At 75.0% G+C, this 21,162-nt stretch carries 19 protein-coding genes; 14 read left to right on the forward strand and 5 right to left on the reverse strand.

Going from position 1 to position 21,162, the window contains the following annotated elements; translation table 11 throughout:
* Positions 1–131: 131 nt before the first annotated feature.
* From rpsT to E1O70_RS11710, 3 genes are all read right to left on the reverse strand, one after another.
* Positions 132–392 (reverse strand): 30S ribosomal protein S20, encoded by a 261-nt coding sequence (rpsT, locus tag E1O70_RS11700; RefSeq protein WP_021482133.1) that lies wholly within the window; start codon positions 390–392, stop codon positions 132–134.
* A gap of 250 nt (positions 393–642) precedes the next feature.
* A complete protein-coding gene (locus E1O70_RS11705) occupies positions 643–1,332 on the reverse strand; it encodes a type II toxin-antitoxin system PemK/MazF family toxin (protein WP_061266752.1) in 690 nt (229 codons plus the stop codon).
* Positions 1,333–1,386: 54 nt separating this feature from the next.
* Positions 1,387–1,965, reverse strand: coding sequence for a type 1 glutamine amidotransferase domain-containing protein (locus E1O70_RS11710; RefSeq protein ID WP_061266751.1), 579 nt, complete (start codon positions 1,963–1,965; stop codon positions 1,387–1,389).
* Between the two features lie 205 nt (positions 1,966–2,170).
* Here E1O70_RS11710 and lepA point away from each other — a divergent pair, with 205 nt between their 5' ends.
* The 3 genes from lepA (at position 2,171) to E1O70_RS11725 (ending at position 6,673) form a co-directional block, all read left to right on the forward strand.
* Positions 2,171–4,063: a translation elongation factor 4 gene (gene lepA, locus E1O70_RS11715; protein ID WP_021479819.1), complete on the forward strand. Its 1,893-nt coding sequence runs from the start codon at positions 2,171–2,173 to the stop codon at positions 4,061–4,063.
* Positions 4,060–5,352 carry a radical SAM family heme chaperone HemW gene (hemW, locus tag E1O70_RS11720; protein WP_061266750.1) on the forward strand — a complete coding sequence of 431 codons (1,293 nt, stop codon included), beginning with the start codon at positions 4,060–4,062 and terminating at the stop codon, positions 5,350–5,352. Before lepA ends, hemW begins: the two co-directional genes overlap by 4 nt.
* Before the next feature lie 193 nt (positions 5,353–5,545).
* Positions 5,546–6,673 carry a DUF2189 domain-containing protein gene (locus E1O70_RS11725; RefSeq protein ID WP_061266749.1) on the forward strand — a complete coding sequence of 376 codons (1,128 nt, stop codon included), beginning with the start codon at positions 5,546–5,548 and terminating at the stop codon, positions 6,671–6,673.
* 112 nt (positions 6,674–6,785) lie between these two features.
* On the opposite strand, the gene E1O70_RS11730 is transcribed toward E1O70_RS11725, so the two are convergent.
* A complete protein-coding gene (locus tag E1O70_RS11730; RefSeq protein WP_043651781.1) occupies positions 6,786–7,649 on the reverse strand; it encodes a DUF3097 domain-containing protein in 864 nt (287 codons plus the stop codon).
* A 155-nt stretch (positions 7,650–7,804) separates the two neighbouring features.
* Here E1O70_RS11730 and E1O70_RS11735 point away from each other — a divergent pair, with 155 nt between their 5' ends.
* From E1O70_RS11735 to E1O70_RS11785, 11 genes are all read left to right on the forward strand, one after another.
* Positions 7,805–9,268, forward strand: coding sequence for an MFS transporter (locus tag E1O70_RS11735; RefSeq protein ID WP_061266748.1), 1,464 nt, complete (start codon positions 7,805–7,807; stop codon positions 9,266–9,268).
* A gap of 79 nt (positions 9,269–9,347) precedes the next feature.
* Entirely contained in the window at positions 9,348–10,364 is a 1,017-nt protein-coding gene (hrcA, locus tag E1O70_RS11740; protein WP_061266789.1) for a heat-inducible transcriptional repressor HrcA, read from the forward strand.
* 106 nt (positions 10,365–10,470) lie between these two features.
* Positions 10,471–11,595: a molecular chaperone DnaJ gene (gene dnaJ, locus E1O70_RS11745; protein ID WP_043651775.1), complete on the forward strand. Its 1,125-nt coding sequence runs from the start codon at positions 10,471–10,473 to the stop codon at positions 11,593–11,595.
* Positions 11,596–11,608: 13 nt separating this feature from the next.
* The gene (locus tag E1O70_RS11750; protein WP_061266747.1) at positions 11,609–12,421 is read left to right on the forward strand and encodes a 16S rRNA (uracil(1498)-N(3))-methyltransferase; all 813 of its coding nucleotides are present in this window, start codon (positions 11,609–11,611) and stop codon (positions 12,419–12,421) included.
* Positions 12,418–12,780, forward strand: a complete 363-nt coding sequence (locus E1O70_RS11755; RefSeq protein WP_021482946.1) for an HIT domain-containing protein — start codon at positions 12,418–12,420, stop codon at positions 12,778–12,780. The genes E1O70_RS11750 and E1O70_RS11755 overlap by 4 nt, the downstream gene beginning before the upstream one ends.
* A 121-nt stretch (positions 12,781–12,901) precedes the next feature.
* Complete coding sequence (locus E1O70_RS11760; protein ID WP_021482947.1) at positions 12,902–13,990, forward strand: PhoH family protein; 1,089 nt, start codon at positions 12,902–12,904, stop codon at positions 13,988–13,990.
* Complete coding sequence (gene ybeY, locus E1O70_RS11765) at positions 13,987–14,439, forward strand: rRNA maturation RNase YbeY (RefSeq protein ID WP_021482948.1); 453 nt, start codon at positions 13,987–13,989, stop codon at positions 14,437–14,439. Before E1O70_RS11760 ends, ybeY begins: the two co-directional genes overlap by 4 nt.
* Positions 14,436–15,770 carry a hemolysin family protein gene (locus tag E1O70_RS11770; RefSeq protein WP_061266746.1) on the forward strand — a complete coding sequence of 445 codons (1,335 nt, stop codon included), beginning with the start codon at positions 14,436–14,438 and terminating at the stop codon, positions 15,768–15,770. Before ybeY ends, E1O70_RS11770 begins: the two co-directional genes overlap by 4 nt.
* Positions 15,767–16,717, forward strand: coding sequence for a GTPase Era (gene era / locus E1O70_RS11775; protein WP_061266745.1), 951 nt, complete (start codon positions 15,767–15,769; stop codon positions 16,715–16,717). The genes E1O70_RS11770 and era overlap by 4 nt, the downstream gene beginning before the upstream one ends.
* 77 nt (positions 16,718–16,794) lie before the next feature.
* Positions 16,795–18,393: an alpha/beta hydrolase family protein gene (locus E1O70_RS11780; RefSeq protein ID WP_061266744.1), complete on the forward strand. Its 1,599-nt coding sequence runs from the start codon at positions 16,795–16,797 to the stop codon at positions 18,391–18,393.
* Positions 18,394–18,475: 82 nt separating this feature from the next.
* On the forward strand, positions 18,476–20,128 hold the full coding sequence (locus E1O70_RS11785) for an outer membrane protein assembly factor BamB family protein (protein ID WP_061266743.1): 1,653 nt from the start codon (positions 18,476–18,478) through the stop codon (positions 20,126–20,128).
* Between the two features lie 8 nt (positions 20,129–20,136).
* On the opposite strand, the gene E1O70_RS11790 is transcribed toward E1O70_RS11785, so the two are convergent.
* Positions 20,137–21,129 (reverse strand): hypothetical protein, encoded by a 993-nt coding sequence (locus tag E1O70_RS11790; RefSeq protein ID WP_157464291.1) that lies wholly within the window; start codon positions 21,127–21,129, stop codon positions 20,137–20,139.
* Positions 21,130–21,162 lie beyond the last annotated feature (33 nt).

Here is a 21,162-nt window from a genome sequence, read left to right on the forward strand (position 1 = left end):
CGGCCAAGACCGGTCGCCCGACACCGGACGCACGAGAGGCGCCGACCCGTGCGGGTCGGCGCCCCTCGTGGGAAACCTGTGCGAGCGTCGCGACGATCAGCGTGTCACGACACCGCGGGCGAACCGTGCGCTCAGAGAGCGTTGACGGACTTCGCGATGGCCGACTTGCGGTTCGCGGCCTGGTTCGCGTGGATGACGCCCTTCGAGACGGCCTTGTCGAGCTTGCGCGACGCCGCCTGGAGCGCGGTGGTCGCCGCCTCCTTGTCGCCCGCGGCGACGGCCTCGCGCACGCGGCGCACGTACGTCTTGAGCTCGGACTTGACTGCCTTGTTGCGCAGACGAGCCTTCTCGTTCGTGCGGATGCGCTTGATCTGGGACTTGATGTTGGCCACGTGTGGACTTTCTGGTTCTGTTCGCCGGAGCGAGCGGATAGGTCGTAGAGGGCGACTCCAGCTCCGGGACTGGGGTGGGGAACCCGTGGAGAGGTGCTGGAGCTGTGCCCGCCGACCTGGGCGGACACGCAGCCATCAAGACTACCAGCGGTCCGGTCGTGACCCTAATCGTCGCGCGCGGCCGGAGCGCGGGCGTCGTGCGGCCCCGCCCGAGGCGTCGAGGCCGGCGCGAGGAGCGGGGACCACCGCCTCAGCGGTGCCGCGAGATCCCCTCGACCACGCGGTCGAAGACGTCGCGCCCGACGACGGCACCCTCGCGGCGCACCGCGGCCGGGTCGACGCGCACCACGCGGTCCAGCCGGACCTCGCTGTCGCGTCCCTTCGCGTCCCACGGGCCCGACCCGATGTCGAGCCAGTACCGCCCCCAGCGCGCCTCGTCCCGGGCGTCGCGCGAGTGGTCCTTGCTCGTGAGCATCACGCCGAGGAGCCACGCGCCGTCCGACCCGACGAGCAGCACGGGCCGATCCTTGCCCTGCGAGTGGTCCTCCTCGAGCGGGACCCACGTCCAGACGATCTCGCCGGGGTCCGGGTCGCCGTCGGGCCGCGGCGCGTACTGCGCACGCACCGCCCCTTCGAAGTCGCCCGGGTAAGCCCCGGCGGCGGCGCCCCGACCGCCCGTCGTCCCGGCCGGGACCGGTCGCCCGCCCGCCGCGGGGCGGGGTCGAGGACCGGGTGCAGCACCGGGACGCGGGCCGGGCCGCGGCGACGGCGTGCGGTCGGCGGGGCCGCGGCCCGACGGCGTCCGCTCGCGCCCCGGGGCCCGCGTCGCCGCGGTGCGCTGGCTCGCGCCGCCTTGCCCCGCGCCCTGCGAGCGCGTGAGCCCGGAGACCACGGCGCGCGCCGCGTCGGTCAGAAGTCCCAGCCATCGGTTGCGTGCCACGCGCGCACCCTACCGGGCGGACGCGCGTCCGCCCGGCTGCCAGAACGGTGCACGTCACCCGGCCAGGACGGCGTCCACCTCGCGCAGGAAGTCGTCGAGGTCGCCGGGGTCGCGCGACGTGACGAGCGTGTACCCCTCGTCGTCGCGCACGACGGACCGGTCGACCCAGGCGCCGCCCGCGTTGAGCACGTCCGTCTCGAGCGACGCGTAGCTCGTGAGGGTCTTGCCCTCGACGGCGGCCGCCTCGACGAGCGCCCACGGGCCGTGGCAGATCGCCGCGACCGGCTTGCCGGCGGCGGTGAACGCGCGCACGAGACTCACGGCGTCGTCCTGGAGGCGCAGCGCGTCGGCGTTGATCGTCCCGCCCGGCACGAGCAGCAGGTCGTACCCGGCGGGGTCGGCGTCGGCGAGCGTGAGGTTCGGGGTCACGGTGCGGCCGGGGTCCTTGTCTCCCACGAGGGTCTGCACGTCGTCGGCGGACGTGGCCGCGACGTCGACCTCCACCCCCTCGCCGCGCAGGTGCTCGAGCGGGACCACGAGCTCGTCCTGCTCGACGCCGTAGTTGGTCACGATCGCGAGCACGCGGCGACCGCCGGTGCGGTCGGAGGTGCGGTGCTCGGTGTCCTGGGCCATGGGCGTTCCTCTCGTCGCCGGTCGGCCCGGTGCGGCCGGCCGGTCCTCCACGCTAGGTCGGCTCGCGGTGCCCCGCAGGGCGGGCGGGTGCCCGACGCCGGACGTGGGACAATGGTCGTTCCCGCCCGCCCGAGAGCGACCGTCGGCGCGCCGCCCCCGAGCGCGCGGCCCCGACCCGCACGCCACTCCCAGGAGCGCACCCGCGTTGTCCCCGATCCCCAGTGCCCAGCTGAGCACCCGCATCCAGCCCGCGGCCACGCCGCCCGAGCTGATCCGGAACTTCTGCATCATCGCGCACATCGACCACGGCAAGTCGACCCTGGCCGACCGCATGCTGCAGCTCACCGGTGTCGTCGAGCCGCGCGCCATGCGTGCGCAGTACCTCGACCGCATGGACATCGAGCGCGAGCGCGGCATCACGATCAAGTCGCAGGCGGTCCGCATGCCGTGGGCCGTCGTGGCGGACGGCGTGGAGACGCCGCACGCGCTCAACATGATCGACACCCCGGGGCACGTCGACTTCACGTACGAGGTCTCGCGGTCGCTCGCGGCGTGCGAGGGGGCGGTGCTGCTCGTCGACGCGGCGCAGGGCATCGAGGCGCAGACCCTCGCGAACCTGTACCTCGCGATGGAGAACGAGCTCGAGATCATCCCCGTGCTCAACAAGATCGACCTCCCGGCGGCCCAGCCCGAGAAGTACGCGGAGGAGCTCGCGAACCTCGTGGGCGGCGACCCGGACGACGTGCTCAAGGTCTCCGGCAAGACGGGCGCCGGCGTCGAGGCGCTGCTCGACCGCATCGTCGAGCGCGTGCCCGCGCCGGTCGGCGACGCCGACGCCCCCGCGCGCGCCATGATCTTCGACTCGGTCTACGACACCTACCGCGGCGTCGTGACGTACGTGCGCGTCGTCGACGGCAACCTCAACCCGCGCGAGCGCATCGTCATGATGTCGACGCGCGCGACGCACGAGCTGCTCGAGATCGGCGTCATCTCGCCGGAGCCGATCGTCACGAAGGGCCTCGGCGTCGGCGAGGTCGGCTACCTCATCACGGGCGTGAAGGACGTGCGCCAGTCGAAGGTCGGCGACACGGTGACGAACGCGGCCAAGCCCGCCGCGGACGCGCTCGGCGGCTACTCGGACCCGAAGCCCATGGTCTTCTCGGGCCTGTACCCGATCGACGGGACCGACTACCCGGTCCTGCGCGACGCGCTCGACAAGCTCAAGCTCAACGACGCCGCGCTCAACTACGAGCCGGAGACGTCGGTCGCGCTCGGATTCGGCTTCCGCGTCGGGTTCCTCGGCCTGCTGCACCTGGAGATCGTGCGCGAGCGCCTCGAGCGCGAGTTCGACCTCGACCTCATCTCGACCGCGCCGAACGTCGTCTACGACGTGACGCTCGAGGACGGGACGCTCGTCAACGTGACGAACCCGTCGGAGTTCCCGGGCGGCAAGATCAAGCAGGTCAGCGAGCCGGTCGTGCGCGCGACGATCCTCGCGCCGAGCGAGTTCGTGGGCACCGTGATGGGGCTGTGCAACGACCGCCGCGGCCAGATGCTCGGCATGGACTACCTGTCCGAGGACCGCGTCGAGCTGCGCTTCACGCTCCCGCTCGCCGAGATCGTGTTCGACTTCTTCGACCAGCTCAAGTCCCGCACGCGCGGCTACGCCTCGCTCGACTACGAGCCGTCGGGGGACCAGGTCGCCGACCTCGTCAAGGTCGACATCCTGCTCCAGGGCGAGCAGGTGGACGCGTTCAGCGCGATCGTGCACAAGGACAAGGCGTACGACTACGGCGTCATGATGACGGCGAAGCTCAAGGAGATCATCCCGCGCCAGCAGTTCGAGGTGCCGATCCAGGCGGCCGTCGGTGCGCGCGTCATCGCGCGCGAGACGGTGCGCGCGATGCGCAAGGACGTCCTCGCGAAGTGCTACGGCGGTGACATCAGCCGCAAGCGCAAGCTGCTCGAGAAGCAGAAGGAGGGCAAGAAGCGCATGAAGAACATCGGGTCGGTCGAGGTCCCGAAGGACGCCTTCATCGCCGCGCTCTCCTCCGACGCCGCGGGCGGCAAGGACGCCAAGGACAAGTCGAAGAAGTGAGCCCGGCGCTGCCCGAGGGCGAGCCGGTCCCGCCCGACGGCTCGCTGCCCTCCTGGGTCGCGAGCGGCGCGGGCGGCACCGTGCCCGCGACCCGCGGGTTCGGGGTCTACCTGCACGTCCCGTTCTGCTCGGTGCGGTGCGGGTACTGCGACTTCAACACGTACACGGCGTCCGAGCTCGGCGGGGGCGCGAGCCAGGCCTCGTACGCGAGCACGGCGCTGCGCGAGATCGACCTCGCCGCGCGCGTGCTGCACGACGCCGGGCTGCCCGAGCGGCCCGTGTCGACCGTCTTCGTCGGCGGCGGCACGCCCACGCTCCTGCCTGCCGGGGACCTCGTCCGCCTGCTCGGTGGCGTGCGCGACGCGTGGGGGCTCGCCCCCGACGCCGAGGTGACGACGGAGGCGAACCCGGACTCGGTGACGCCCGAGTCGCTCGCCGAGCTCGCGGCCGCCGGGTTCACGCGCGTGTCGTTCGGCATGCAGTCCGCCGTGCCGCACGTGCTCGCGACGCTCGAGCGCACGCACGACCCGCGCCGCATCCCGGACGTCGTGCGCTGGGCGCGCGACGCCGGTCTCCAGGTCTCGCTCGACCTCATCTACGGCACGCCGGGGGAGAGCCTCGACGACTGGCGAGCGAGCCTCGAGGCTGCGCTCGCGACCGGCGTCGACCACGTGTCCGCGTACGCGCTCGTCGTGGAGGCGGGGACGAAGATGGCCGCCCAGGTGCGGCGCGGGGAGGTCGCGCTCCCGAGCGAGGACGACCAGGCCACGAAGTACGAGCTCGCCGACGAGCTGCTCACGGCGGCCGGCCTCACCTGGTACGAGGTGAGCAACTGGGCCCGTACCGACGCCGACCGTTGCCGCCACAACCTCGCGTACTGGCGCGGCGACGACTGGTGGGGGATCGGGCCCGGTGCGCACTCCTACGTCGCGGCGACCGGCGCCGCGCCCGCAGGGGCGTCGCCCGAGGACGCCCGCGTCGGCGTGCGGTGGTGGAACGTCAAGCACCCGCGCCGGTACGCGGCGCTGCTCGAGGCGGGCACGAGCCCCGCGGCGGGGCGCGAGCTCCTCACGCGCACGGAGGGCCGGCTCGAGCGGGCGATGCTCGGCGTGCGGCTGCGCGAGGGTCTCGACCTCGCGGTCCTCTCCCCGGCGGGACGCCACGCCGTCGCCGGGCTCGTCGCGAACGGGCTGCTCGACGGCCGCGCAGCGGTCGCCGGTCGTGCCGTGCTCACCCTGCGGGGGCGGCTGCTCGCGGACACGGTCGTCCGGACGATCACGGACGAGTGACGTCGGCCCGGGTCCACCGCGACCCGGGCGCGCCCCGCGGGGACGAGGCCCCTCGGCGGCACCATCCTGCCCGCCGCCGTGCGACGGCCGCGGTGCTCGCCGCGCGGTCCGGGCCGGGAACCGCCAAGGTGGACCCAGCACGTCGACGGAGCGTGCAGCCCGCAGCACGTGACGACGAGGAACGAGGTGCACGATGACCGACCCCACGAACCCGGGCGGCGAGCCGCCCCGCGACGACGAGCACACCCCCGCCGACGGCGCGGGCGGCCCGCGACCGGACGCCACGCCACCGTCCAGTCCCGGACCCGACCGGCCCGACGCCGCCCCGTCCGGCGGCGACGTCCCGCCCGCCTCGCCGTACGGCCCGGGCGGGGGAGCGCCGCACGACCCGGCCGCACCGCCGTCGGGCCCGCCCGCGTACGGCGCACCGGGTGCCTACGGCGCGCCGACCGGTGCGCCGGACGGCGCGGCCGGGGGACCGGGTACGCCCCCGCCGGGCGCGTACCCGCCCCCGTCCGGTGCGTACCCGCCGCCCGCCGGCGGATACCCGCCGCCCGCCGGCGGATACCCGCCCCCCGCCGGGGGGTACCCGCCGCCGCCCGGGTCGTACCCGGGTGCCGCCGGAGGGTACGGGGGCCAGCCCGGCTACGCGGGCCCGGCGTTCGGCGTCGGCGACGCGATCTCCTACGGGTGGCGCCGCGTCACGTCGAACCTGGGGCCGTGGATCCTCGTCGCGCTGATCTTCCTCGCCGTGAACATCGCGTGGAGCTGGATCACGGGCGGGTTCGACCAGTTCCAGGACCAGTTCGACTACTCCGACACGAACTTCGCGGCCCTCGGCGGCCTCACCTTCACGAGCGTGCTGCTCGGGATCGTCGGCACCGCCATCGGCTACCTCATCACCGCGTTCTTCACGCGCGGCGCGCTCGACGAGGTGGACGGGCGTCGACCCGACGTCGCCGCGTTCTTCCGCATCGGGAACGTGCTCAACGTGCTGCTCGCGGCGCTCATCGTCGGCGTCCTGTCCGGCATCGGGCTCGTCCTGTGCGTCCTGCCCGGGCTCGCGATGCTGCTGTTCTCGGCGTTCGTGTACTACGTCGCGCTCGACCAGGGCGTCGACGCGATCACGGCGATCCGCACGAGCTTCTCGCTCGTCGCGAAGAACTTCGGGCAGGTGTTCCTGCTCCTGCTCGCCCTCGTCGGGATCAACATCCTCGGCGCGATCCCGTGCGGGCTCGGGCTCTTCGTGACGATCCCGCTGAGCTACGTCGCCGTCGGCTACGCCTACCGCCGTCTCACGGGCGGCGTGCCGGCCGCCTGACACCCGGCCGACGCTGTCGCCGTGCCCCGGTACCGCCCGTCGGTACCGGGGCGCGGTGCGTCACGAGCGCGGTACCTCACGCGCGGGGTGCGTCCCGCGCGCCCGCGACCGGTCAGGGCGCGGTGACGAAGTCGATGAGCTCCTCGACGCGCCCGAGCAGCGACGGCTCCAGGTCGGCGTAGGTGCGGACCGTGCCGAGGATGCGCTGCCACGCGCGGCCGACGTCCTCCGCGGTCTGCGCCGGCCAGCCGAGCTCGCGCAGGATCCCACGCTTCCACTCGGTGCCGCGCTCGATCACGGGCCACCGCTCGAGGCCGATCCGGGCCGGCTTCACCGCCTGCCAGACGTCGACGTACGGGTGCCCGAGCACGAGCACCGTGCCCGCGGGCGACCGCCGCAGCGCCTCGTCGGCGATCCGCCGCTCCTTGCTGCCGGGCACGAGGTGGTCCACGAGCACGCCCACGCGACGCTGCGGCGTCGGGCCGAAGTCGGCGAGCGCCGCCGCGAGGTCGTCGACGCCGTGCAGCGGCTCGACGACGACCCCCTCCACGCGCAGGTCGTCGCCCCACACCTTCTCGACGAGCTCGGCGTCGTGCTTGCCCTCGACCCAGATGCGGCTCCCGCGCGCGACGCGCGCCCGCTGCCCGACGACGGCCCGCGAGCCCGAGGCCGTGCGCGTCGGCGCGGCGGGGGCGCGGGAGGTGACGGGCGGGGTGAGCTCGACGGGCGCGCCGTCGACCCAGAAGCCCGGCCCGAGCGGGAACGTGCGGGTCCGGCCCGCGCGGTCCTCGAGCACGACGACGTGCATCCCGCCCGACTTCTCGACCCGGACGACGGCCCCGACCCACCCGGTCTGCACCTCCTCGACGACGAGGCCGCGCTCCGCGGGCTGCGGGCGCGACACGGGCCGCGGGCGGTGGTGGGTGGGGGCGGGCGTGCCGCCGAGGACGTCGGAGCCGTAGCGGTCGAAGGACACGGCGTCACCCTAGGCCAGCGTCCGCCGCTCACCACCGAGATCGCCCCGTGCGTCGCGGGATCGGCCTCCCGCGGGGAGGTCCCGGGCGCCCGGGCCGGCCGCGCACGGCGGCTCCCGGCGCGCGCGCCCCCGGGGCGGGGTGGTACCACGGACCGATGAGCCAGCAGCTCGCGGAGCCGGACCCGAACCGCTGGCGCGTGCTGCCGGTCTGCCTCGCGGTGGGCTTCATCACGACTCTCGACGTGTCGATCGTCAACGTGGCCCTGCCGTCGATCGAGTCGTCGCTCGACGCGGGCCCGACCCAGCTCCAGCTCGTCGTCGCCGGCTACACGCTCGCGTTCGGGCTCGCGCTGGTGCCCGCCGGGCGCCTGGGCGACGCGGGCGCACGACGACCGCTCTTCATCGCGGGCCTCCTGGGCTTCGCGCTCATGAGCCTCGCGTCCGGGCTCGCGCCGACCGACACGTGGCTCGGCGTCGCGCGGCTGCTCCAGGGCGTGAGCGCGGGCGTCCTCAACCCGCAGGTCGTCGGTCTCATCCAGCAGCAGTTCCGCGGGTACGAGCGCGGGCGTGCGTTCGGCATGTTCGGCGCGACCATCGGCGTCTCGACGGCGCTCGGGCCCCTGCTGGGCGGGCTCATCATCGCCGCGGCGGGCCCGGAGACGGGGTGGCGGTGGGTGTTCCTCGTGAACATCCCCGTCGTCGCCGTGCTCCTGCCCTTCGCGTGGCGCCTCGTGCCCGGGCCACCGCGCACCGGCTCGGGCGCGGCGCGCGGGCCGCGCCGGCTCGACCTCGTCGGGCTGGGTCTGCTCGGCGCCGCGACCCTCGGCGTGATGATGCCGTTCGTCACGACGACGGGCCGCGGCGACGACGCGTCGCGCTGGTGGTGGCTCGTGCCGGCCGCGGCCGCCGTGGCGGCCGCCGTCGGGTGGGAGCGGCGCTACCAGCGGCGCACGGGCGAGGCCGTGCTCGACCCCCAGGTCGTGGGGCTCGGGTCCTTCCGCAACGGCGCGCTGCTCGGCCTCGCGTACTTCGCCGGGTTCACGGGCATCTTCCTCGTCGTCACGCTCTACCTCCAGGACGAGCTGGGGTACACGCCGCTCCAGGCGGGGCTCGTCGGCACGCCGTTCGCGGTCGCGTCGGGCGTGTCGGCGTGGTTCTCGGGCCGCTGGGTCGCGCGCTGGGGCCGCGAGCTCGTCGTCGGCGGCGTCGTGCTCGTGCTCGTCGGCGTGGTCGCGGCGGAGGTCGTCGTGCGCACGCTCGGGGACGACCCGGGCGCCGTCGGCCCGGCGCTCGCGGTCGCGCTGCTCGTCGCGGGCGCGGGCAGCGGCACGGTCATCGCGCCGAACCAGACGCTCACGCTGTCCGAGGTGCCGGTGAGCCGGGCCGGGGTGGCGGGCAGCATGCTGCAGCTCGGTCAGCGCATCGGGTCGGCCGTCGGGATCTCCGTGGTCCTGTCCGTCTACTACGGCGGGCTCGCGAGCGGCGACTCGGCCGCGGACGCGACCGGGCGCGCGCTCCTGGTGACGATCGGCCTCGTCGCGGTCGCGCTCGTCGTCGGCCTCCTCGACCTGCGTTCGCGACGAGCGGAGGACCGCCGGACGGGCCGCGCGGACGCGTAGGATTGGCACTCGGAGGTCGAGAGTGCCGACGCCCGCACGCCCGCCCGGGCGGCGACGGTGCGGCACGCGGGAGGTGGACGTGAGCGAGGAGCGCCGGCTCGAGGTGCTGCGGGCCATCGTCGAGGACTACGTCCTCACGCGCGAGCCCGTGGGTTCGCGCGTGCTCACCGAGCGCCACAGCCTCGGCGTCTCGCCCGCCACGATCCGCAACGACATGGCGGCTCTCGAAGACGCCGGGTACATCGCGCAGCCGCACACGTCCGCGGGCCGGATCCCGACGGACAAGGGCTACCGGCTCTTCGTGGACCGCCTCTCGGGCGTCAAGCCGCTGTCCGCGCCGGAGAAGCGCGCCATCGAGACCTTCCTGTCCGAGGGCGTGGACCTCGACGACGTCATCGCGCGCGCCGGGCGCCTTCTCGCCCAGCTCACCGGCCAGGTCGCCGTCGTGCAGTACCCCTCGCTGAGCCGGTCGGGCCTGCGCCACCTCGAGCTCGTGCCCGTCGGCGAGTCGCGCCTCCTGGTCGTCATCATCACGGACACGGGCCGCGTCGAGCAGCGCACGCTCGAGGTCGCGAGCGTGCCGGACGAGGGGACCCTCGTCGAGGTGCGCGCACGGCTCAACGCCGCGGCCGCGGGCAAGCGCCTCACGGACCTCGCGCCCGGTCTCGCCGCCGTGACCGAGAGCTTCCACCCCGACGACGCCCCGCTCGTCCGCGCGGTGGGCGACCTCGTCGCCCAGACGCTCGCGGAGGAGAGCGAGGAGCGCCTCGTCCTCGCGGGCACGGCCAACCTCGCGCGCGCGGGCATGCGGTTCGAGCACGCGCTGCGCCCCGTCCTCGAGGCGCTCGAGGAGCAGGTCGTCCTGCTCGGGCTGCTCACCGAGATGGCCGCCGAGTCGGGCGTGAGCGTCCGGATCGGTCGCGAGACCCAGCTCGAGGGCCTCGCGGAGACCTCCGTCGTGACGACCGGTTACGGTAACGACGGTGACACGGTCGCGCTCGTCGGCTCGATCGGGCCGACCCGCATGGACTACCCCGGCACCATCGCGGCGGTGCGCGCGGTCGCGCGCTACCTGTCACGGGTGCTCGGCACGTGAGCCCCGCGGTCTCCCCGCCCGCGGCGGGCCCGCTCGACGACCACCCCCGACCCCTCCCGACCGGCCGCGCGCCGGCCTCACGACCCGCACCAGCAGAGAGTGACGTGTGAGCGACTACTACGAGATCCTCGGCGTGGCCCGTGACGCCAGCCAGGACCAGATCAAGAAGGCGTACCGCAAGCTCGCGCGCGAGCTGCACCCGGACGTCGCGGGCGAGGAGGCGGGCGACCGCTTCAAGGACGTCGCGCGCGCCTACGAGGTGCTGTCCAACCCGGAGAAGCGCCAGCAGTACGACCTCGGCGTCGACCCCAGCGCCCCCGGCGGCGGGGGCGGCGGCCCCATGGGCGGCGGGTTCGGCTTCCAGGACATCTTCGAGACGTTCTTCGGCGGTGCCCAGGCGCAGCAGGGGCCGATCCCGCGCGCCCGCCGCGGCCAGGACGCGCTCGTGCGGCTCGACATCGACCTCTCCGAGGCGACGTTCGGCGCGCAGCGCGAGCTCCAGGTCGACACGGCGGTCGTGTGCGGCACGTGCGGCGGCACCTGCTGCCGCCCGGGCACCTCGCCCCGCACGTGCGAGGTGTGCCACGGCCGCGGCACGGTCCAGCGCGTCGCGCGCTCGTTCCTCGGCCAGGTCATGACGAGCGCGCCGTGCGCCGCGTGCCAGGGCTTCGGCACCGTCATCCCGGAGCCGTGCGCGGAGTGCTCGGGCGAGGGCCGCGTGCGCAGCCGCCGCAGCATCACGGTCAACGTCCCGGCGGGCGTCGACACGGGCACGCGCATCAAGCTCACCGCGCAGGGCGAGGTCGGCCCGGCCGGCGGCCCCGCGGGCGACCTGTACGTCGAGATCCGCGAGCGCAACCACGACACGTTCGTGCGCCGCGGCGACGACCTGCACTGCACCCTCCAGGTGCCCATGACGGCGGCCGCCCTCGGCACCGTGCTCGAGCTGGAGACGCTCGACGGGCTCCAGGAGATCGACCTGCGCCCCGGCACGCAGCCGAACCAGATCGTCACGCTGAAGAACCTCGGCGTCGGGCACCTGCACGGCAGCGGGCGCGGCGACCTCAACGTCCACATCGAGGTCCAGGTGCCGACGGCCCTCGACCCCGAGCAGGAGCAGCTCCTGCGCTCGCTCGCCGCGCTGCGCGGCGAGGAGCGGCCCGAGCCCCGGCTCGCCGCCGCGCACCCGGGCGTGTTCTCGCGCCTGCGCGACAAGCTCTCCGGCCGCTGAGCGGGGCGCGGGCATGAGTGCTCCGGTGTTCCTCGCCGAGACGGGGACCGACGGCGTCGCGCCCGGCGACCGCTACGTGCTCGACGGCGCGGAGGGCCGGCACGCGGGCGTCGTGCAGCGGCGCGGCGCGGGGGAGCGCGTCGACGTCGTCGACGGTGACGGGCTCCGGCTGCGGTGCGTCGTCGAGCACGCCGAGTCGGGCCGCGTGACGCTCCTCGTGCAGGAGGTGGACCGCGAGCCGGCGCCGGACGTCGTCGTGACGCTCGTCCAGGCGCTCGCCAAGGGCGACCGCGACGAGATGGCGATCGAGGCGGCGACGGAGATCGGCGTCGACGTGGTCGTGCCGTGGCAGGCGGAGCGCTCCGTCGTCGTGTGGCGCGGCGAGCGCGCGGCGAAGTCCCGCGCGCGGTGGCTCGCGACGGTCCGCACGGCGACCAAGCAGGCCCGGCGGGCGCGCCTGCCTCGCGTCGAGGTCGCGCTCGACTCGCGCGGCCTCGCGGCGCGGGTCGTCGACGTCGTCGCGGCGGGCGGTCGGGCGATCGTCCTGCACGAGGAGGCGACGACGCCCCTCGCCGACGTCGGGCTGCCCGCCGGCCCGGCCACGGACGGCGCGCCCGCGCCCGAGGTGCTCGTCGTCGTCGGCCCGGAGGGCGGGATCTCCGACCGGGAGCTCGCCGACCTCACGGCGGCCGGCGCGGTCGCGGCGCGGCTCGGGCCCCACGTGCTGCGCACGTCGACCGCCGGCCCGGTGGCCGTGGCGCTGCTCGCGGAGCGGCTCGGCCGCTGGGGCGTGGCCGGGACGCGTGGTCTAGCCTCGGGGTCATGACGAGCACCGACCTGCGCACCGACCCGGACTGCCTCTTCTGCCGCATCGTCGCGGGGGAGGTGCCGGCCGACGTCGTGGCGACCAGCGAGCGCTCGATCGCGTTCCGCGACATCGACCCGCAGGCGCCCGTGCACGTGCTCGTGGTGCCGCGCGACCACCACGGCGACATCGCCCAGCTCGCGGCGGCGGACCCGGAGCTGCTCGGCGACGTCGTCGCGCTGGCGGACGAGGTGGCGGGCGACCTGGCCGACGGCCAGTTCCGGCTCATCTTCAACTCGGGGCCGCGCGCCGGCCAGAGCGTGTTCCACGTGCACGGCCACGTCATCGCGGGCGCCGAGCTCGGCTGGTCGCCCGCCTGAGCCCTGCGCGAAAGCGCGTGTGACGCCCGGCCGCGCTCGGTACGATGGAAGCGATCTGCGGGGCGGTGGCCGTCCCGGACCCACTGCCCGACCGAAGGAGCGCAGCGGCGCAAGCCGGCTCATGACCTCTCTGTCCCGAGAACCCGACCCCTCGTCGCACCGGGTCGAGCACCGCATCGTCATCCCGAACCACGTGCCGATGGTGGCGCTCCTCGGTAGCCGCGACTCCGTGCTCCGGGCCGTCGAGGAGGGGTTCCCCGCCGTCGACGTGCACGTGCGGGGCAACGAGATCGCGGTCGCCGGCCCTCCGGGGGAGGTCGCGCTCGCCGCGCGCCTGCTCGACGAGCTGGTCGAGGTCGTCGAGGCAGGCACGCAGCTCACGGCCGACGTCGTCACGCGGTCCATCGCGATGCTCACCGCCGCGACGGCGTCGCGCCCGGCCGAGGTGCTGACGCTCAACATCCTGTCGAGCCGCGGCCGCACGATCCGGCCCAAGACCGTGGGGCAGAAGCGCTACGTCGAGGCGATCGACGCGAACACGATCACGTTCGGGATCGGCCCCGCGGGCACGGGCAAGACGTACCTCGCGATGGCGAAGGCCGTGCAGGCGCTGCAGTCGAAGCAGGTCAACCGCATCATCCTCACGCGCCCGGCCGTCGAGGCGGGGGAGCGGCTCGGGTTCCTGCCCGGCTCGCTGACGGAGAAGATCGACCCGTACCTGCGCCCGCTGTACGACGCGCTGCACGACATGATCGACCCGGACTCGATCCCCAAGCTCATCGAGGCCGGGACGATCGAGGTCGCCCCGCTCGCGTTCATGCGCGGGCGCAGCCTCAACGACTCGTTCATCATCCTCGACGAGGCGCAGAACACGACCACCGAGCAGATGAAGATGTTCCTCACGCGCCTCGGCTTCGGGTCGCGCATGGTCATCACGGGCGACGCGACGCAGGTCGACCTGCCGGGCGGCACCCAGTCCGGCCTGCGCGTCATCGAGGACGTCCTCACCGGCGTGGACGACGTCGAGTTCTGCCGGCTCACGTCGTCCGACGTGGTGCGGCACCGGCTGGTGAGCGACATCATCGACGCGTACGCGCGGTGGGACCTGGCGAGCGGCGGGGGCTCGGGGAGCTCCGGGTCGCGCCGCCGCGACGACGACCGCCGCGGACGCCCCGCGGCACGAGAACGACGGACGAGGGACGACGCGTGAGCATCGAGGTCAACAACGAGACCGAGGCCGAGGTCGACGAGGCCGAGTTCGCGGCGCTGGCACGGTACGTGCTCGACGCGATGCGCGTGCACCCGCAGAGCGAGCTGTCGATCCTCTTCGTCGACACGGACGTGATGAGCGAGCTGCACGTGCGCTGGATGGACGAGCCCGGCCCGACGGACGTGCTGTCGTTCCCCATGGACGAGCTGCGGCCCGGGCGCGACGGCGAGGTCGCCGGTCCCGGCCAGCTCGGCGACGTCGTGCTGTGCCCGGAGGTCGCCGCCCAGCAGGCGGTGACGGCGGGCCACTCGACGGCGGAGGAGATGCTGCTGCTCACGACGCACGGCATCCTGCACCTGCTCGGCTACGACCACGCCGAGCCGGAGGAGGAGAAGGAGATGTTCGCGCTGCAGCGCAAGCTGCTCCTGACCTTCCTCGCGGGCCGGTGAGCGGCGAACCCGTCGCGCTCCTGGCGGCCCTGACCGTCCTGACGGTCGTGCTCGCGGCCGCGCTGAGCGCGGGCGAGGCGGCGGTCCTGCGCGTGACGCGGGCGGCCGTCACGGAGGCCGCCCTGGGCGACGACCCGGCCGTGCCCGCCCGCCCGGAGGGGCGTCGGGCGCTGGCGCTGCTCGCGGACCCGGCGGCGACCGTGCGCTCCGTCGGCTTCGTGCGCGTCGTCGCCGAGGTCGCGGCGGTCACGTGCCTCACGCTGCTCGTCGCGGCGTGGCTGGAACCGTGGTGGCAGGTCCTGCTCGTCGCGCTCGCGGTGAGCGTCGTCGTCGGGCTCCTCGTCGTGCGCGTGAGCCCGCGGTCCCTCGGCCGCCGCCACGCGGTGCGCGTCCTGCTGAGCCTGTCGCGCCTGCTCACGGTCGTCGTCGGGGCCACGCGCTGGCTCACGCGGCTCGCCCCGGCGCCCGACGAGGGAGCCCACCAGCGCGAGCTCCAGGACATGGTGGACCGCGTCAACGAGTCCGAGGTCATCGAGGAGGAGGAGCGCGAGCTCATCCGCTCCGTCTTCGAGCTCGGCAGCACCCTCACGCGCGAGGTCATGGTGCCCCGCACCGACATGGTGACGACGGCGCGCGACACGCCCCTGCGCAAGACCCTCTCGCTCTTCCTGCGCTCCGGCTTCTCCCGCATCCCGGTCACGGGCACGTCCGCGGACGACCTCGTGGGCGTCGCCTACTTCAAGGACGTCGTGCGCGTCCTTCAGGGCGGTCCCGGGACCGACGCGCGGCCCGTGGGCGAGGTCGCGCGCCCCGCGATCTTCGTACCCGAGTCCAAGCCCGTGGACGACCTGCTGCGCGAGATGCAGGCGTCGTCCTCGCACATCGCCATGGTCGTCGACGAGTACGGCGGCGTCGCGGGACTGGTGACGATCGAGGACGCGCTCGAGGAGATCGTGGGCGAGCTCACGGACGAGCACGACCGGCCGGAGCCCGAGGTCGAGGACCTGGGCGACGGCGTCCTGCGCGTGCCCGCCCGCCTCGGCGTCGACGAGCTCGGCGAGCTCTTCGGCCTCGGCCTGGACGACGATGACGTGGACACCGTGGGCGGCCTGCTCGCCAAGGCGCTCGGCAAGGTCCCGCTCCCCGGCTCCGTGGCCGAGGTCCACGGGCTGCGCCTCGAGGCCGACCGCGTCCAGGGCCGCCGCAAGCAGCTCGCGACCGTCCTCGTCTCCACGGCGACCTCGCCCGACGCTCCGGTCCCTGCGCCGGACGAGCCCGACCCCGCGGCCGACACCCGTCAGCCCCTCCCCACCGTGAAGGACACCCCGTGAGCACGACCACCCCCGAGCACCGCTCCGGCTTCGCCTGCCTCGTCGGGCGGCCCAACGCGGGCAAGTCGACCCTGACGAACGCGCTGGTCGGCCAGAAGGTGGCGATCACCTCCGGGCGCCCCCAGACGACGCGCCACACGATCCGCGGGATCGTGCACCGCCCCGACGCGCAGCTCGTCCTCGTCGACACCCCGGGGCTGCACCGCCCCCGCACGCTGCTCGGCGAGCGTCTCAACGACCTCGTGCGCGAGACGCTCACCGAGGTCGACGTCATCGCGTTCTGCCTGCCCGCCGACCAGAAGATCGGCCCGGGCGACCGCTTCATCGCGAACGAGCTCGCGGAGCTCAGGCGCGGGCGCCGCGGCACGCCCGTGGTCGCGGTCGTCACGAAGGCCGACCTCGTGGACCGCGGCACCCTCGCCGCGCACCTGCTCGCGGTCGACCGGCTGGGGGAGACGGCGGGCGGCTGGGCCGACATCGTGCCCGTCTCGGCCCAGGACGGCTACCAGGTCGACGTGCTCACCGACGTCCTCGTCTCCCACCTGCCCGAGGGCCCCGAGCTGTACCCGGGCGGCGAGCTCACGGACGAGCCGGAGGCCGTCATGGTCGCCGAGCTCGTGCGCGAGGCGGCGCTCGAGGGCGTGCGCGACGAGCTCCCGCACTCGCTCGCGGTCCAGGTCGAGGAGATCGTGCCCCGCGAGGGCAGCGGCGACGAGGCCACGGGCCGGCCGCCGCTGCTCGACGTGCGCGTCAACCTCTTCGTCGAGCGCGACTCGCAGAAGGCGATCGTCATCGGCCGCGGCGGCTCACGGCTGCGCGAGGTCGGGACGCGCGCGCGGCACGGCATCGAGGCGCTGCTCGGGGCGAGGGTCTACCTCGACCTGCACGTGAAGGTCGCCAAGGACTGGCAGCGCGACCCCAAGCAGCTCCACCGGCTCGGCTTCTGACCCGGGGGGACGTCCCCCGTGCCGTCGTCGGGACGGCACCAGGGACCGGCCGGCGGCCCGCGACGTACGATTCCTCGGTGATCTTCCGGACCGCCGCGACGACGGCAGCCCTCGCGATCGTCCTCGCGATCGTCGGAGCGGTCACCGGGCCGCAGTGGGACCCGGTGCCCGTGACCGAGCACCTCGTCCCCGAGACGCCCGACACGACCGTCGGCGGGCAGCCGCCGGGCGGGGCCGCCCCGGTCGGCACCTACGACGTGCGCGAGACCGACGTGACGGTCCGGCTCGACGGCGCGACCGTCGGGGGCGTGCTGCGCGAGCCCGTCGACGCGGGCGACGACCTCCCGGGCATGGTGTTCGTGCACGGGGCAGGGACTGGCCTGGCGTCGGAGGCGTTCGTGGACGTCGCGACCGACCTCGCGAGCGCGGGCGTCGTGACCCTCGTCCCGGACAAGCGCCTGGACACCTACACCACGCGCCACCGCGACTACGAGGCGATGGCGCGCGACTACGCGCACTCCGTGGACCTCCTGCGGGCGCGTCCCGGCGTCGACCCGGAGCGCGTGGGGCTGTACGGAGAGTCCGAGGGCACGTGGATCGTGCCCGTGATGGCGGCCGACGACCCGACCATCGCGTTCACCGTCCTCGTGTCCGCGCCTGTCGTGCCGCCGCGCCAGCAGGCCGCGTTCGCGGTCGACAGCTACCTGCGCAACACCGACGTGCCCCACGGGGTGTTCCGGGCGATCCCGCGGGCCGTCGGGATGGCGATCCCCGGCGGCGGGTTCGAGTACGCCGACTTCGACGTGGAGCCGTTCCTCGAGCAGCTCACCCAGCCGGTGCTCGTCGTGTACGGCACCGCGGACCCGTCGATGCCCGTCGAGCAGGGGGCGCGGCAGATCCTCGACGCCACGGGGCCGTCGTCGCAGGTGCCGGGCGGGGCCGACGTCACCGTGCGCTACTACGCGGACGCGAACCACGGGATCAAGATCGACGACGTGCTCGTGCCCGACTTCCCGCGCGACGTGAGCGCGTGGGTGACGTCCCTGCCCGCGAGCGCGACCGCGCTGCCGCAGGTCGCGGGAGCCGAGCCCACGCAGCAATACCTCGCCGGGCCGGTCCCGTCGCCGCGCTGGCTGGGCAACGGCGACCTGTTCGTCGCCCTCGTCCTCGCCGCCGTCGGGCTGCTAGTGCTCGGCCCGCTCGTCGGCATCGTCGGGGGCCTCGTGCGCCGGCTGCGACGGGTCGCGGGCCGGCCCGGGGCGCCCGCCGGTCTCGCGCCCGGCTTCCGCGTGCCGCTGGTGGGGCTCGGGGTCGGCGCGTTCGCGACGACGGTCGCGCTCGTCGTCTACCTCGTGGCCACCGCGCGGCTCGCGCTCGACTACGAGAAGGACGCGTGGGTCGTGCAGGGCGGCTGGATCGGGGTGCGGCTCGTCGGGCTCGCGACGCTCGTCGCGGGCGCCCTGCTGGTCAACCGGGCCGCCGAGGTCCGCTCCGCGCGCCGTGCGCACGACGAGCGCCGGGGCACCGACGAGGCGGTCGCCGCGGACGAGGGCGGGAGCGTGCTGCAGGTCGCGCGCGGCGTGACCCCCCGCGTCATGCTGTGGTGCGTGATCGCGGGGTCCACCGTCCTGCTCGTCATCCTCGCGTACTGGGGCGTCTACCAGCTCGGCATCTGACCCTGCTCGTGCGCCGTCGTCCGGGCGTGGCGGTCCCGCCGCTCGCCCGGCGCGGCCCGACGGGCGTGCGTATCGTGGACGGGTGAGGCGCCGTCGGCTCGCGCAGGACCGGGCGGCTCGTGCCGGGCACGTCACCCACGAGCCGACGACGGACGGTGCCGGGACGGCGGTCGGCGGCCTCGAGCTGCTGCCGCCCGAGCTGCGGTCCGACGACCGGTTCGACGCCGCCCTCGACGCCGCGCTCGCGGGTCCTGCCGAGGCGCCCGTCCGCCGTCCGCCCGACGGGCCGCGACCCCGGGACGAGGACGGTCCGCCCGCCACGCGGAGCGGGCACCACGACCGAGCGGCCCGCGACGTGCTGCCCCTGTCGCGCCCGCAGGACGAGCGCCCGCCCACGGCCCCCGACATGCCCGGCCCCGCGCGGTCCGGCGCGCCCCGGCCGTCCGGGTCCGCCGGGGGCGGCGAGTCCCCGCAGGTGCGTGCGCCCGGGCGCCGCTGGTTCCTGCACCCCGTCCCGTGGGTGGCGCTCGCGGTCGCCGTCGCGTTCGCCGGCTCCGTCGCCTTCACCGCGTCGATGGAGGACGCGCGGCCCGTCGACGTCACCGCGCTCGCCGGGGGGCTGCGGCCGCTCGAGGACCCGCCCGAGCCGCGCTGGTCGGTCCCCGTCGAGCCCGGCACCGAGGTGGTCCCCGCGGTCGGTGCCGTCGTGACCGTCGACGGGTCGCTCACGGCGTACTCCGTCGCGGACGGCTCGGTCCTCTGGCGGTCCGAGCGTCTCGGCGACCGTGCCACGTGCCTGCCGGCCTCGGGCGAGCCCGCGCGCGAGGTGGTGGTGTGCGCGGTGCCGACGGGGTGGCGCGAGCAGGCGGCCCGGCTCACCACCGTGCGCGCGACGACCGGGGAGGTCGTGGGGGAGCGCACGGCCGCGACGGCGGGGCGGCTGTCCGTCGTGCCGGTCGGCGCGACGGACGTCGTGCGGGCGTGGTGGCGCGGCGACGAGGTCGCGGTGGTGCGCGAGGACGCCGCGACCGGGGAGGTGCGGTGGGAGCGCACGCTCGCGCACGACGGCCTCGGGAGCGGCGGCGACGTCGTGCTCGACGTGCGCCGCGGCGTCGTCGACGTCCTCGCGCCGGGCGTCGCGGCGGCGCTCACGGAGGACGGCCTGTCGCTCGTCGAGGACGACGTGTGGACCATCGTCCGGCTCCAGGACGGGCGCTACGTCGGCAACGAGTACGGCCGAGGCACCGCCACGGTGTTCACCGCCGCGGGCGAGCCCGCGTTCCGGATCTCCGGCCGCGTGCTCGAGGCGCCCCTGTCGGACGGGTCCGCGCCGGGCGTCATCGTCACGAACACGTTCGGCAGCATCGTGGGCGTGGACGCCGCGACCGGCTCGGAGCTGTGGTCGTTGCCGGGCACGGGCATGCGCGCCGTCGCGCGGGTCGACGGCCGCGTCGTCGTCCAGACGGACTCGGCCTACCGCAGCGTCGACGCCCGCACGGGCGAGGAGGCGTGGGCCGTCACGCTCGAGGACGGCGGCCCCGGGCCGGTGCTCACCGACGGCCGGTCGCTGTTCGTCACGGAGCGGCAGCGCCGCCAGCCAGGGCTCGTGTCGATCGCGCTCGACGACGGGGCGGTCGAGTGGCGCTGGACGCTGCCCGAGGGCACCTACGACGTGCTCGCGGTCGAGGGCCGGCTCTTCCTCCTCGGGACCGGCGGGCTGACGGCCGTGTCCTGAGCGGCGTCTCAGCGATCCTTGAAGTAGCGGAACAGCGAGCGCTCGCGGGTTCCGAGGACGCCGAGCAGCGCGCCGAGGAGCGCGCCTCCCGCGCCCACGGCGACCACGCGCAACCCCGTCCACCACGCCTCCGCTCCGGGGTCGGGGTTGCCCCACCGGGAGATCCAGAGCAGGCATGCGCCGGCGATCAGCGCACCGGCGAGCGTCCAGGCGAGGACCTCCAGGAGCACCTGCCAGGCGAGCGCGGGCCGGGGGACCCGCGCGTGCAGCGCGGCCGCCAGCTCGAGCCGCCGCGCGCGGACCGAGGCCGCTCCGAGCACGAACCCTGTGAGCAGCGCTGCGACCGGCGCGTGACGTGTCAGCCGGTGCGCCAGCAGGTCGAGCGCGTCGTGCTCCGCGCCCAGCCGGGTGTTCAGCTGGCCCAGCGTGGCCTCGGTGGGGTCCGTCCCCGGGAGGAGGGCCGTCGGGAGCAGCGCGCTCGACCCGGCGTCGACGGGCCAGACCTCGGCCCAGCAGACGTCGAACGTCCCTGCCGGGGGGACCGGCGTCAGCACGGCGTAGGCGAGCGCGCGATCGCGCCCGTCGTCGGGGTAGGCATAGATGCCGGCCACCGTCGCGTCGCCCGACGACGTGGCGAGCCGGTCTCCCGCCACCACGCCGAGGGTCTCAGCGAGCCCTGCGGACAGCCAGACGCCGCTCGTGCGCGCGGGCGTCGTCGTCCCGGTGAGCACGTCGAGCAGACCCGGAGTCACGTCGAAGACGCTGAGCCGCGAGGAGGGCAGGCTGAGCGCCCGCAGAGGCTCGCCGGCGCGGTAGGCCCCGGCGGTGATGCCGGGGACGTCGCCGATGGCCTCGCACCGACCACCGTCCACGCGTCCCGGCGCAGCGAGCGTCGCGATCGCTGCCCCCGACGCCCGGAAGTCGGCGGCACCGCGCAGCACGTCGACGACGGCACGGGTGTCGAGCGCAGCGAGGGTCCCCACCAGGAGGACGAATGCCACGGCAAGCAGGAGGGCGCGGGTGGTGCCCGAGCG

The sequence above is a fragment of the Cellulosimicrobium funkei genome, from assembly GCF_004519295.1.
GTDB classification, from domain to species: Bacteria; Actinomycetota; Actinomycetes; order Actinomycetales; family Cellulomonadaceae; genus Cellulosimicrobium; species Cellulosimicrobium funkei.